14 protein-coding genes are annotated in these 14,073 nt (G+C 45.7%); all 14 read left to right on the top strand.

What is annotated here, in order from left to right:
* The first annotated feature begins 139 nt into the window (after positions 1-139).
* The 14 genes from rpsU (at position 140) to T456_RS0114275 (ending at position 14,063) form a co-directional block, all read left to right on the top strand.
* Positions 140-316 carry a 30S ribosomal protein S21 gene (gene rpsU, locus T456_RS0114340; RefSeq protein WP_013280615.1) on the top strand — a complete coding sequence of 59 codons (177 nt, stop codon included), beginning with the start codon at positions 140-142 and terminating at the stop codon, positions 314-316.
* Between the two features lie 105 nt (positions 317-421).
* Complete coding sequence (locus tag T456_RS0114335) at positions 422-1,291, top strand: metallophosphoesterase (RefSeq protein WP_024866708.1); 870 nt, start codon at positions 422-424, stop codon at positions 1,289-1,291.
* 1 nt (position 1,292) lies between these two features.
* Positions 1,293-2,042: a segregation and condensation protein A gene (locus T456_RS0114330; protein WP_024866707.1), complete on the top strand. Its 750-nt coding sequence runs from the start codon at positions 1,293-1,295 to the stop codon at positions 2,040-2,042.
* A 1-nt stretch (position 2,043) separates the two neighbouring features.
* Positions 2,044-2,613, top strand: coding sequence for an SMC-Scp complex subunit ScpB (gene scpB, locus T456_RS0114325; RefSeq protein ID WP_024866706.1), 570 nt, complete (start codon positions 2,044-2,046; stop codon positions 2,611-2,613).
* 125 nt (positions 2,614-2,738) lie between these two features.
* On the top strand, positions 2,739-4,169 hold the full coding sequence (locus tag T456_RS0114320; RefSeq protein ID WP_024866705.1) for an acyl-CoA carboxylase subunit beta: 1,431 nt from the start codon (positions 2,739-2,741) through the stop codon (positions 4,167-4,169).
* A gap of 17 nt (positions 4,170-4,186) precedes the next feature.
* On the top strand, positions 4,187-5,032 hold the full coding sequence (locus tag T456_RS21560) for an OadG family transporter subunit (protein ID WP_197026903.1): 846 nt from the start codon (positions 4,187-4,189) through the stop codon (positions 5,030-5,032).
* A gap of 44 nt (positions 5,033-5,076) precedes the next feature.
* On the top strand, positions 5,077-5,439 hold the full coding sequence (locus T456_RS0114310) for a biotin/lipoyl-containing protein (RefSeq protein ID WP_024866703.1): 363 nt from the start codon (positions 5,077-5,079) through the stop codon (positions 5,437-5,439).
* A 48-nt stretch (positions 5,440-5,487) separates the two neighbouring features.
* Entirely contained in the window at positions 5,488-6,630 is a 1,143-nt protein-coding gene (locus T456_RS0114305; RefSeq protein WP_024866702.1) for a sodium ion-translocating decarboxylase subunit beta, read from the top strand.
* Positions 6,631-6,660: 30 nt separating this feature from the next.
* Positions 6,661-8,073 (top strand): oxaloacetate decarboxylase subunit alpha, encoded by a 1,413-nt coding sequence (locus tag T456_RS0114300; protein ID WP_024866701.1) that lies wholly within the window; start codon positions 6,661-6,663, stop codon positions 8,071-8,073.
* 158 nt (positions 8,074-8,231) lie between these two features.
* The gene (gene glgX / locus T456_RS0114295; RefSeq protein WP_024866700.1) at positions 8,232-10,409 is read left to right on the top strand and encodes a glycogen debranching protein GlgX; all 2,178 of its coding nucleotides are present in this window, start codon (positions 8,232-8,234) and stop codon (positions 10,407-10,409) included.
* Entirely contained in the window at positions 10,399-11,001 is a 603-nt protein-coding gene (locus tag T456_RS0114290; protein ID WP_024866699.1) for a hypothetical protein, read from the top strand. The genes glgX and T456_RS0114290 overlap by 11 nt, the downstream gene beginning before the upstream one ends.
* Positions 11,002-11,019: 18 nt before the next feature.
* Positions 11,020-11,694 (top strand): response regulator transcription factor, encoded by a 675-nt coding sequence (locus T456_RS0114285; RefSeq protein ID WP_024866698.1) that lies wholly within the window; start codon positions 11,020-11,022, stop codon positions 11,692-11,694.
* Between the two features lie 98 nt (positions 11,695-11,792).
* Complete coding sequence (locus T456_RS0114280; protein WP_024866697.1) at positions 11,793-12,086, top strand: RyR domain-containing protein; 294 nt, start codon at positions 11,793-11,795, stop codon at positions 12,084-12,086.
* 27 nt (positions 12,087-12,113) lie between these two features.
* Positions 12,114-14,063, top strand: coding sequence for a hypothetical protein (locus tag T456_RS0114275; RefSeq protein ID WP_024866696.1), 1,950 nt, complete (start codon positions 12,114-12,116; stop codon positions 14,061-14,063).
* Positions 14,064-14,073: the final 10 nt, after the last annotated feature.

The following is a 14,073-nucleotide window of genomic DNA, read 5'->3' as shown; positions in this document are numbered from 1 at the left end:
TTTATTTGAAAAAAGTTCTTGACGTCATTAGATTTTATGCTATAATAATTCATGTTATGTGAGTTAATGGGCTCAAAACATAGCAAATAACCCAATCAGTCATGTACTTGAAGGGACTGAAGGGAGGGTAAGAGAAGAGATGTCAACTGTAGTAGTAAAAGAAAACGAGACTTTGGATAGCGCACTGCGTCGTTTTAAGAGAAGTTGCGCAAAGGCTGGTATCCAGCAGGAAATCCGTAAGAGAGAGCACTACGAGAAGCCTAGCGTAAGACGCAAGAAGAAGTCTGAAGCAGCAAGAAAGCGCAAATATAACTAAATCATAGGAAGTCCCCGACTGGTTACAGTCGGGGATTTTTTATTTTTTGATTATGTGCTAAAATACTTCATGTTGTTTTGGTTTTGAGTTGAAAGATTATAATATATGATTATCAGATTAGTGATCACAGTTCTCATAATTGCGGCCCTTGTTCTGGTTACCTGGCATGATATCCACAACTTTAAGGTATACAATTATGAGGTTAAGACAGATAAGATCAAGGGCGATATGACCTTTGTGCTTTTGGCGGATCTTCACGGATACACCTACGGACCGCGCAATGAAAGGCTCATTAAAGCCATTGATGATATAAAGCCTGACGCGATCCTTTGCGCCGGGGACATGATGAATGCCACAAAGGAAAAGGGTGTTGTCCATATAGAGGAGGGAGAGCATGTCCTTAAGGAACTTGCCTCAAGATACCCTGTTTTTACCGCAAACGGCAATCACGAGAAGAAGCTCAAGAAATATAATAAGGAATTCGGCAACATCTACGAAAGATACAGAGAGAGTCTTAAGAGGGCAGGTGTTGTGTATCTTGAGAATGAGTCGGCTCTTTTTCCGGGGAAGAATATCAGGGTTTCCGGCCTTGAACTGGAGCTTGAGTATTTCAGAAAATTTGTAAAAAGGCAGATGGAGCCTGAGCTTCTTAATGACAAACTGGGAGAGATCAAAGATAAAGACAGAGATGTATTTCAGATCCTGATTGCTCACAATCCCCAGTATTTCAAGGAATATGCAGATTGGGGAGCAGACCTTACCGTTTCGGGGCATGTCCACGGAGGAATCATAAGACTTCCTCTTCTTGGAGGGGTGATCTCACCTGCGATGGCTCTTTTCCCGAAGTATGACGGAGGCAGGTACCGGCATGACGGAAAGACCATGATCCTCAGCAGGGGACTGGGCACACATACCATCCACGTAAGATTGTTCAATCCTGCGGAGATTTCGGTTATTAAGATCAAGGGAGTATAAGATGTCACTGGAAGTGAAGCTTCAGGTTTTTGAGGGGCCGCTGGACCTTCTGATGCACCTGATAGACAAGAATCAGATAGATATATATGACATTCCGATCGTTACCATTACGGAGCAGTACATGGCTTACATTACCGCCATGCAGAGAGAGGATATGGAGGTCACCAGTGAATTCCTGGTAATGGCTGCAACTCTCATGAACATCAAGTGCAAGATGCTTCTTCCCAAAGAGGTCAACGAGGACGGAGAGGAAGAAGATCCGAGAGCAGAGCTGGTTGAGAAGCTCCTTGAGTACAAGATGTACAAGTACATGGCATATGAACTCAAGGACAGGCAGCTTGATGCGGACCTTCAGTGGTTCCGGTCAAAAAATATACCGAAGGAAGTCAAGGAATACGAAGCCCCCATTGATTTTTCAAATCTTATCGGGGATACCACGCTGTCCAAGCTAAACGAGATCTTCCAGGAACTGCTTAAGAGACAGGAAGATAAGGTCGATCCCATCAGAAGCAAGTTCGGAAACATCGAGAAGGAAGAAGTGGACATGGATGCAAAGACTCTTTTCATCCAGGCCTACATTCGTGAGCACAAGAGGTTCAGCTTCAGGGCACTTCTGGAGAAACAGCACAGCAAGACGGAGATCATCGTGGCTTTTCTTGTGGTGCTTGAGGAGATGAAGCTGGGTGAGATCGAGATCGAGCAGGACGGAACGTTCGGCGATATAACTATTATTTCAAGGAAGGCAGGCTGATATGACCAGAGAAGAAGGTGCGGCCATTGTTGAGGCCATCCTCTTTACCATGGGGGATTCGGTAGAGATAAGCTCCCTTGCCAAGGCTATGGAGACCGACAGCAAGGAGATTAAGGGATTTATAGAATATCTTAAGGAGAAATACGAAAAGAGTGACAGCGGGATCGGAATCCTGGAACTGGAGAAGTCCGTGCAGCTGTGCACCAAAAAGGAGATGTACGAGTACCTGGTGAAGATTGCCAAGGCACCCAAGAAGGCTGTCCTTACGGATTCGCTTATGGAGACTCTTTCCATCATTGCCTACAAGCAGCCTATTACAAGGCTTGAGGTTGAGAAGATAAGGGGCGTAAACTCAGACCATGCCGTTAACAGGCTTGTGGAGTTCGGTCTGGTTCAGGAGCTGGGAAGACTTGATGCTCCCGGAAGGCCGCTTCTTTTCGGGACCACAGAGGAATTCCTCAGAAGTTTCGGCGTAAGGAGTCTTGATGAACTTCCCACCATTGGTGCGGTTCAGGTTGAGGAGTTTAAGGCTCAGGCCGAACAGGAAGTAAACGTTAAACTGGATATTTGATAAAAGGGCGGGAATACTGAATATTTTTGGTATTCTCCCTTTTTTTTGCCGCCTTTTATGGTATACTATACTGTGACTAAAGTTGCGGTATTACAGCATGATAATATATTAACGGAGGTAAAGAAATGAGTAGTTCTTCACAAGCGAGTCAAAGAATCAATGCTTTGCTCGATGAAAACAGTTTCGTTGAAATTGGTGCTCTTGTGACAGCCAGAAACACAGATTTCAATCTGAAACAGGAAGACACACCCTCAGACGGCGTAGTAACCGGCTATGGTGTGATCGATGGCAACCTGGTCTATGTTTATAGTCAGGATGCATCAGTTCTCGGCGGTTCCATCGGTGAGATGCACGCCAGGAAGATCGTTCGCCTGTATGATCTGGCTATTAAGACAGGTTCACCGGTTATCGGTCTTATCGATTCAACGGGACTTCGTCTTCAGGAAGGAGTGGATGCCCTTAACGCATTCGGAGAGATCTATCTCAAGCAGGTTGAGGCATCAGGCGTTGTTCCTCAGATCACCGCTGTATTTGGACCTTGCGGCGGCGGACTTGCTTTGATTCCTTCAATCACAGACTTTGCGTTCATGGAGTCAGACAAGGCTAAGCTCTTTGTTAATTCTCCCAACGTACTTGAAGGAAATTATAAAGAGAAGTGCGACACTTCCGATGCTGCTTGGCAGGTTAAGGAAGTAGGCACAGTAGATGCAGCTCTTGATGAGGCTTCAATCTACGCAGAGATCAGACAGCTGGTTTCTCTTCTTCCTTCCAACAACGAGGATGGAGATTCCTTTGAGGATTGCGCAGACGATCTTAACAGAGCATGCGAGAATCTCGATGGAGCTACAGGCGATCCTTCACTGATCGCAAGACAGATCTCCGATAACGGCATATTCTTCGAGACCAAGAGAGAGTATGCTAAAGAGATGGTTACAGGATTTATCAAACTCAACGGAGCTACCGTTGGTTTTGTAGGAAACCGCACCGAAGTATTTGATGCTGAGGGCAAGGTTTCCGAGAAGTTTGATGACAAGCTTACAGGACACGGATGCGACAAGGCAGCTGAATTCGTAAACTTCTGCGATGCCTTCGATCTTCCCGTACTTACACTTACAAATGCAACTGGCTTTGGTTCAACAAGATGCGATGAGAAGCATGTAGCAAAGGCTGCAGGAAGACTTGTTTATGCTCTTGCAAACGCTACAGTTCCCAAGGTTAACCTGATCACAGGCAAGGCCTTCGGAAGTGCTTACGTTATCATGAACTCCAAGGCTCTTGGTGCAGATATCACCATTGCATGGCCTGATGCACAGGTAGGCACAATGAACGCAGATATTGCTGCCAAGATCATTGCTGACGGCAAGGATGCTGATACCGTTGCCAAGACTGCTGCAGAGTATGCTGCTCTTCAGAACAATATCAAGAGCGCAGCAGGAAGAGGATATGTTGACGAGATCGTTGAGCCTGCTGATACAAGAAAGTATGTAATAGGCGCATTCGAAATGCTTTTTACAAAAAGGGATGAGCGTCCTAACAAGAAACACGGCACAGTTTAATGAAGGGAGCACTCAGAATGAAACATAAAATTATTGTTTTGGGTCTGGCTATAAGCTGTCTTCTGGGACTGACTGCCTGCGGCAAGGAAGTTAATTACAACACTGTTGAAGGAAGCAGATATTATCCCGACCTGTTTACAACCGAACAAATCACCGGATTTGTCAAGTCCATGGAGGACGATCTGTTTGAACAGTGGTATCTGGGTGGAGTGACTCCTGAGAACTTTGAGCAGACCGAGTACTTCCGTCTTGCTATGGACAGCAGTACAGGTACCATCGAGTTCCATGATGACCTCTATGAGACCCTTGCATCCGGATATGACAGCTGGTACAAGGCTGTAGAGGATATCGGATACAACTCACCGGATTCACTTCAGACAGACATCAATGTAGAAGATGTGGTTTACTACATCAACAATGATGGAGAGCTGGTAGTAGATGCCACCATCAAGGGAACCAAGCATTCCGCTCTTATGGAGATGTACATGAGTAACGACTTCATGCCTACGGACCTGGGCGTTACAGTTAATAAGACCACAGGCGAGAAGCTTGAGAACGCAGGTCTTAATACACTCCTTGGAATGGGAATGGCATTCTCGATCCTTATAGTCATTTCTCTTATCATATCTCTTTTCCCGATTCTCTTTGGCGGAAGCAGGAAGAAGAAAGAGAGTGACAAGGAGATCACAGAGAAGGCAATGGATAACACCATCAGCCAGATCGCAGAACAGGAAGATCTTTCAAATGATTCAGAGCTCGTTGCGGTTATTGCGGCAGCTATTGCAGCTTACGAGGGAAGTGGTTCAACCGACGGCTTCCGCGTAAGATCTATAAGAAAAGTAAACACAAACTGGAAAAAATAATAAAATTGCATTGAGCCGGAAAGTGCTCATTGAAAGGAGATACAATGAAGAACTATACAATAACCGTTAACGGAAACGTATATGATGTAACAGTAGAAGAGGGCGCAGGAACAGGCGCAGCTCCCGCAGCTGCAGCACCCGTAGTTAAGGCTCCCGCAGCCCCTGTTAAGAAGGCAGCAAGCGCAGGCGCAGGCTCCATCAAGATCGAGGCAGGTGCAGCAGGAAAGGTTCTCAGAGTAGATGCAAATGTTGGACAGTCAGTTAAGAAGGGCGACACAGTTATCACTCTTGAGTCCATGAAGATGGAGATCCCTATGGTTGCTCCCGCAGACGGAACAGTTGCCAGCGTAGACGTAGCAGCAGGCGATGCAGTTGAGGCAGGAAGAGTACTTGCAACCCTGAACTAACGGACAGTCAGAGAAACCAAAGTTTGAAAAAACAGAAAGAGGATAAGAATGGATTACATAGCTAATACATTATCTAATCTCTGGCACCAGACCGCTTTTACTACCATGGAACCGGGCAACTACGTTATGGTGGGCGTTGCTCTGGTATTCCTGTATCTGGCCATTGCCAAGGGATTTGAACCATTGCTTTTGGTACCGATCTCATTCGGTATGCTTCTTGTAAATATTTATCCGGACATAATGGCAAAGCCTGTTGGAGATGCAGCAGGCGGACTTCTGCATTACTTCTATATCCTTGATGAGTGGGCTATTCTGCCTTCACTTATCTTCATGGGTGTAGGTGCGATGACAGACTTCGGTCCCCTCATTGCCAACCCCATAAGCTTCCTTATGGGAGCAGGCGCTCAGTTCGGAATTTTCGCAGCTTACTTCATGGCCATTGCCTTCGGATTCAATGACCAGCAGGCAGCTGCAGTTTCAATCATCGGTGGTGCTGACGGCCCTACATCTATTTTCCTGGCTTCCAAGCTCCATCAGACATCAATCCTGGGACCTATTGCCGTTGCGGCTTACTCCTATATGGCTCTGGTGCCCATGATCCAGCCGCCTATTATGAAGGCTCTTACAACACAGAAGGAGAGAACCATCAGAATGCAGCAGCTTAGAGAAGTTTCCAAGCTGGAGAAGATTCTTTTCCCTGTAATTGTTACTATCGTTGTAAGCATGATCCTTCCTTCAACAGCACCCCTTATCGGTATGCTGATGCTGGGTAATATCTTCAGAGAGTCAGGCGTTGTTCGTCAGCTCCAGGAGACAGCTTCCAATGCTCTTATGTACATCGTAGTTATTCTCCTTGGAACTTCAGTTGGTGCTACCACCAGTGCTGAGGCTTTCCTTAACAAGACAACCCTTATCATTGTAGCTCTCGGTCTGATTGCCTTTGCGTTCGGTACTGCCGCAGGATGCCTTCTTGGTAAACTTCTGTGTTTCATAACAGGAGGCAAGATCAATCCACTTATCGGATCAGCCGGAGTTTCAGCCGTTCCTATGGCTGCCCGTGTATCACAGAAGGTTGGTTCGGAATACGATCCTTCGAATTTCCTGCTGATGCATGCTATGGGACCTAACGTTGCCGGAGTTATCGGAACTGCGGTAGTTGCAGGTACCTTCATGGCTGTATTTGGCGTATAAAATTAGAGAATAAAGAGAGGATAAACAGATATGGCAGAATTAGAGAAAAAACCAGTTCGCATAAATGAGACCGTCCTTCGTGATGCTCACCAGTCTCTTATCGCAACCAGAATGCCTACAGAGATGATGCTTCCCATCGTCGAGACCATGGATAAGGTTGGATACAACGCTGTTGAGTGCTGGGGCGGTGCTACATTCGATGCTGCAATGAGATTCCTTAAGGAAGATCCCTGGGAGAGACTTCGTAAGCTTCGTGACGGCTTCAAGAATACCAAGCTTCAGATGCTCCTTCGTGGACAGAACATCCTGGGATACAAGCATTATCCCGATGACGTTGTTGAGTACTTCGTACAGAAGTCCATCGCCAACGGTATCGATAACATCAGAATCTTTGACTGTCTGAATGACCTTCGTAACCTTGAGGCTTCCGTAAAGGCCACCAAGAAGGAAGGCGGACATGCTCAGATCGCTCTTGCATACACACTGGGAGATGCTTATACACTTGATTACTGGATGAGCATTGCCAAGGATATCGAGAACATGGGGGCAGATTCCATCTGTATCAAGGATATGGCAGGACTTCTTCTTCCTTACGAGGCAGAGAAGCTCGTTAAGGCCCTTAAGAGTGCTACAAAGCTTCCTATCGACCTTCATACCCACTACACTTCAGGTGTTGCCAGCATGACCTACATGAAGGCTGCTGAGGCAGGCGTTGATATCATCGACTGCGCTATTTCACCTTTTGCTCTTGGTACATCACAGCCTGCTACTGAGGTTATGGTTGAGGCCTTTAAGGGACAGCCTTTCGATACAGGACTTGATCAGAAGGTTCTTGCAAAGATCGCTGATTACTTCAGACCTTACAGAGAAGAGTGCCTTGCCAGCGGACTTATGGATCCCAAGGTCCTTGGCGTTAACATCAAGACTCTTATGTATCAGGTTCCCGGCGGAATGCTTTCCAACATGGTTAGCCAGCTCAAGGAGCAGAATGCCAGCGACAAGTACGATACAGTGCTTGAGGAGATCCCTCGGGTTCGTAAGGACTTCGGTGAGCCTCCGCTTGTTACACCTTCTTCACAGATCGTTGGTACTCAGGCCGTTATGAACGTACTTATGGGTGAGAGATACAAGGTTGCTACAGACCAGACCAAGGATCTTCTTGCCGGTGAGTATGGTAAGACCATTAAGCCTTTCAATCCCGATGTTCAGAAGAAGATCATCGGAGACAGAGAAGTTATCACCTGCAGACCTGCTGATAAGCTTGCTCCCGGACTTCCTAAGTTCGAGGAAGATGTTAAGCAGTGGAAGCAGCAGGATGAGGACGTGCTTTCATACGCACTGTTCCCTCAGGTTGCTACAGACTTCTTCAAATATCGTCTTGCTCAGCAGGAAAAGGTTGATGTTTCCGCAGCTGATACCAAGAATGGTGCATACCCTGTATAAATCAGCCATGCCGATAGACTCGAAACAGCTTTGCTGTTTCTCGTTATCGAGGCTGCGCCTTATATAAACATAAAAAAGATGGAATTTTGTTATGCAAGCATACAAAATTTCATCTTTTTTTATGTTTATGCATGGCTTAAGCGTGGTAAAATTATGATATGGATGATTACAGACGTCACAGACCAAGCAAAAAACCTGTCGAGATTGGTGAAAGACAGGTCAGAGAGCTAAGAAAAGCCGAGTTGGGGAGACAGCTCCTTGCTCTTGATGAGGTCAATGGCTTCAGAGTAAGACCCGGTTTTTATAATATCAACGGCGCCACCATGCTTACTGATGGCGTTAATTTTACTGCCTATTCCAACGGCGCCACATCCATAACCCTTCTTTTGTTCAATCGCGGCGAGAGCAAGCCCTACGCCCAGATTCCCTTCCCTGAAAGTTATCGAATAGGTAAAGTATACTCCATGATCGTTTTCGGTCTTAATATCGAAAATCTGGAGTATTCCTACAGCGTTGACGGCCCCTGGGAGCCGGAGAAGGGTCTTTTGTTCAATAAGAATCATCTGCTTCTTGATCCTTACGCCAAAGCGGTTTCGGGACAGCGTATCTGGGGACAGAACCCCAACAAGGACGGAGCCTACAGGGCAAGGGTGGTAAGGGACAACTTTGAGTGGAACGACACCAACAGCTTAAAGACTCCCATGAGTGATTCCGTGATCTACGAGATGCATGTAAGGGGATTCACCATGGATCCTTCTTCGGGTGTGCGTTTTAGAGGCACCTTTGAGGGAATTAAGGAGAAGGTTGAATATTTAAGAAGACTTGGGGTAACAGCAGTAGAGCTGATGCCCATATTTGAGTTTGACGAAACCAGGGACAAGAGAGAGGTCAACGGCAGGACCCTTCTTGATTACTGGGGATATAATACCATCAGCTTTTTTGCCCCCAACACAAGTTACGCCTCCCAGAGTGAGTACAACAAAGAGGGCGTTGAGCTTAAGCACATGATCAAGGCTCTTAAGGACAGTGGAATTGAAGTTATCCTGGACGTTGTATTCAATCACACCGCAGAGGGCAATGAAAACGGTCCTTTCATAAGTTTTAAGGGCTTTGACAATAATATCTTTTACCTTTTGACACCCTACGGTCAGTACTATAATTTCAGCGGCTGCGGCAACACCATGAACTGTAATCATCCTATGGTTCAGGAGTTTATCGTGGAGTGCCTAAGATACTGGGTTGAGGAATACCGTGTGGACGGCTTCAGGTTCGACCTTGCAAGCATTCTTGGACGAGACCAGGACGGAGCTCCCATGGAGAAGCCGCCTCTTATCCAGAGGCTTGCCTATGACCCTATTCTTGGTAATGTTAAGCTGATCGCAGAGGCCTGGGATGCAGGCGGAATGTATCAGGTTGGTAATTTCCCTGCCTGGAAGAGATGGGCTGAGTGGAACGGCAAGTACCGCGACGATATCCGTTCATACCTTAAGGGCGATATCTGGAGTGCTCCTGAAGCGGTCAAAAGAATCACCGGCTCCATGGATATGTACGGCGGAGCCTACATGGGCTATGATTCCTCCGTGAACTTCATTACCTGTCATGACGGATTTACCCTTCACGATCTTTATACCTATAACAACAAACACAACGAGGACAACGGCTGGAATAACACAGACGGTGCCAATGACAACAGAAGCTGGAACTGTGGCCAGGAGGGCGAAACAGATGATCCAGCCATCAATGACCTTCGTTTTCGCATGATGAGAAATGCCATCACCGTGCTGATGTGCAGCCGCGGAACTCCCATGATCTATTCGGGAGACGAGTTTGGCAATACACAGTTTGGCAACAACAATGCCTACTGCCAGGACAATGAGATCTCCTGGCTTAACTGGGATCTTCTGGAGAAGAACAAAGACTTTTTTGACTACTACAGACATACCATCCAGTTCAGGAGAAAGCATCCCTGCATCAGAAAGGATATTAGGCCTGCAGAGTGCGGATATCCTTTTATTTCCGTGCATACAGAGAACCCCGACAACGGAAACATCACCAAGGACTCCAGGGTCATCTGTATCAGATACGCGGGATTTATCAAGAAAAAAGGCCACGACGATATAGTTTATCTGGCAATTAACGCCTACTGGGAAGATATTCAGATCATGCTTCCCAACCCTCCGGAGGGAGGATTCTGGTCACTTTGCATGGACACGGGAGATGAAGAAGGTAAGTTCTTCTTTAACAGACCCAAGCCTCTTACCTGGAGAAACAAGACCATGAAAGCCAGAAGCGTAAGTGTGTTCATAGTGTCTTACGGAGCTGAATATGGCGGATGATGAGAACAAAAAACAGGATAATACTGTCGGTGGATTTGAGTTTGTTTCTGAAAATGATGCCCAGAAGGGGCAGATGGACCTTTCAAAGATAAAACTGCTGGAATCCAGAGTTAAGGCTAGCCGCCCCGGTGATATCAAGGCGGTTTACGAAAAGGCCATTGAGAACAAGATCTTTAAGACACCAATCGGGTGGGGATATCTTTTGAACCTTCGAAAGAAACTGCTTGAGAGCGGCTTTAAGGAGGAGGATCTTATCCCTATTCCTTTGAATGTGTCTATAACAAGGCATTCTGCCATGGAGAATCTGACGGTGCGCCAGAGGATCATACCGGACACCTCCCAAAAAGAGTCTCCATTCAGGCGTATTTTCCCAATTGTCCTGGATATAGTGTTGGCTATCCTGGTTGTTGTCATGTTCCTCATCGCGGCTTCGGGAGAGAACGATAACATCATCAATTACAAGAGAAATGTTACAAACAGATATTCAAGCTGGGAACAGGACCTTACAGATCGCGAGAAAGCCGTCCGTGAAGCCGAAAAAAGACTTGGCATCGAGGACACTTCAAGCTATTATGAGGATAATGGAAATTAATCAGGAGGTTCTGTAACAATGGATGATCTGAAGATACTTGTAGTCGATGACGAGAGCAGGATGAGAAAGCTCGTCAAAGACTTTCTTACCAAGGATGGATATATAGTACTGGAGGCAGAGGACGGACAGCAGGCGCTGGACATGTTTTACGGGGATAAAGAAATAGCGCTTATAATCCTCGATGTCATGATGCCAAAGCGTGACGGATGGGAAGTCTGTAGGGAGATAAGAGAGACCTCAAAGGTGCCTATTATCATGCTGACAGCCAAGAGTGAGGAAAGAGATGAGCTTCTGGGCTTTGAACTTGGCGTTGATGAGTATATCTCAAAGCCCTTCAGCCCCAAGATCCTTGCGGCAAGAGTGTCAGCGATCTTAAGAAGGACCAACCAGTCCCTTGCCAATGAGGTAATGGAGCAGGGCGGTATTGTTATCGACAAGATTGCTCACAGCGTTAAGGTTGACGGCAAGGAGATTGATCTTAGCTACAAGGAGTTTGAGCTCCTTTCCTATTTCTTTGAGAATAAGGGCGTTGCTCTTTCCAGGGAAAAGATCCTCAATAACGTCTGGAACTACGATTATTTCGGCGATGCCAGAACCATAGACACCCATGTAAAGAAGCTTCGCAGCAAGCTCGGAGACAGGGGCGAGGCCATCAAGACCATCTGGGGCATGGGATATAAATTCGAGGTTTGATAACAAAGATGCGGTAAAACTGGATTTGCCGCATCTTTATGTAATTATGTACAAGGGCCCGGATAAAGAGAAAGAAACAGCAGCGGAGGATTGATATTGTGAGAGAATACATACCTGCACCCATGGATGTGTCAGATATAGAACTACCAAAAGAACTGGATGAACTTGCAGAGAAAATGGCGGAAAACGTGCATGAAGTATGGGCTAAGGCCAGGATCGACGAAGGGTGGGTCTATGGTAAGGAGCGCAATGATGAATTAAAGACTACACCATGTCTGGTTCCTTATGATATGTTGCCGGAAGTGGAAAAGGATTATGATAGAAACACAGCAGTTGGGACATTGAAGCTGATTGCCAAGATGGGGTATTCCATTGTTCCGTCCGGTGATTGATTTTTGTTTTAGGGGAAGAAATAGCAAATGAAAAACGTTAATCTTTGGAAAAAAATAGTACTGGTACTGGCATTTATTGCGGCAATGGCGCTGCTGGTAGGCGGTTATACCTACTATGCTTTTTTGTATCCGGGGGACTTCTGGATTAATATAGGCATGGCCTTGCAGAATTGCATGGAGTCCCTGCTGTTTAATCCGGTACTGCCGATTCAGGATATTATTTCCAATGAGGCTTTTACCGCAAACCTTGATTCCGGAAAGCGGCTTATAATCCTGTTTTATTCACTGGCCATGATCCTTGCTCCTTTTGTGGATATCCTGATCATTTTCAGTGTGATGGACAGCATTTTGCATTTGTTTGTCGGAGTCGAATTCAAAAAGAGACGAATCCTTATAGTTGGATACAATGACAAGGTCAGAAAAGTAATAGAAAGAAAAAATGAAAACGGAAAAGTGTATCTTTGGACGGATTATTTTTTGTCAACCGAGGAAGAGAGGGATCTTTATTTTAAGAACGTTATCGTAAAAATGAATGGCTTTTCTCTGGGAGACAGCCCGGACAAATATGAGAAGCAAAAGAGTAAGTTCAACAAGTTTATGAAACGTAAGAACATCACTGATGTTCTGCTTCTTGACGAATCCGATGCCAAGAATATCCAATATTATATGGCTTTGTCCTCCTGTGAAGTATGCAAAAAGAGAACGATACATTTTTACGTTTATGATCAGACCTTTGATGCAGGAAACATGCTTCGGGAATACTTTGACAGAAAACTAGAAACATCCAAAAATCTTGCAAAGCAGGCAGAGAATTATAACAAAGAGACTTATAACACGCATATGGATCTTAGGATTTTCAATTACGATCAGATCCAGGCAGAAGTACTCTTTGATAAGCTTCCGCTTTATAAGGGAAATGTAAGCAGCGGGAAAGATGTTCATCTGCTGATCGTGGGCGGTGACAGTCTTTGCCAGTACATAGCTCTTCACGCAATGAATCAGGGGGTATTTGCCCCTGACAATAAGATATATATAGACATTGTTAATGATAATATCGATGAGATCCAAAGAGACTTAAGAAGCCGATTAAACAAGGATCTTGTTTCATATGATAACGGAGAATTCTCCATAAAGAGTGACAGGATAGACGGCAGTCTGACAATAAGACTGACTGAATGTGGTCCTATGGATCCTGAGCTCATTTCCGTTCTTCACAATCTTCAGGAAAGCAGCGCAGGTGCATTTACTTACCTTGTCATAGGATCGGAAAATGCAGACGAAAATCTTCATACCTTCAGAAGCATCGGCGCGGATTACCTGTTTGCTCTTGGCCAGGGCGTTCCGGTTGCCATGAGAATGTCATATTCTGCAGAGCTTAAGGCGTACTTGTCTTCTTATTCCTGGTGCAAAGAACTGTATCTCATGGGAGAAGACGAAGAGTACATTGGTCTGGATCAGATTGTAAATCTCGATGAAGAGGCCAGTATCAGAACCTATAACAGAACATATGAGGATATGGCAAATGCTAGAATATACTCTTCCGGCAAAGATGCAGATAACCCGGAGAAAGATGAAATCCTCTGGAACATGCAGGAGTATTACAAGCGGGAAGTCAACAGAGCACTGTATCATCATAGAACCGTGAAGAACCATCTCTATTCGGATTACGGGAACAGCAAAGAGGAAATGCAGCGGTTCTGGGCACAGACTGTGGCTGAGAATGACGGCAAAGCCCGGGCCTGGTCGGATTATCTCTTAAAGGAAGGAGAGTATCCGATTCTCCTTGAGATGGCAAGAACAGAACACAGAAGGTGGTCCTATTTTCTTGCCAGTGAGGGATGGAGATATAACCCTGTTAAAAAAGATCCCGGTGCCAGGATGCACGATTGCCTGTGTAACTGGGACGATCTGGTAGCAAAGCGTCCTGACACGGTAATCTATGATCTGATCTCATCACCGCTTATCATGAATGGATAAAAAGCGCTGA

Origin of the sequence: Butyrivibrio sp. FCS014 (assembly GCF_000526935.1) — a bacterium.
In the GTDB taxonomy this organism is placed as follows: Bacteria; Bacillota; Clostridia; order Lachnospirales; family Lachnospiraceae; genus Butyrivibrio.
Note: the sequence above shows the minus strand (reverse complement) of the source record. Positions and strands in the feature narration are given on the sequence as shown.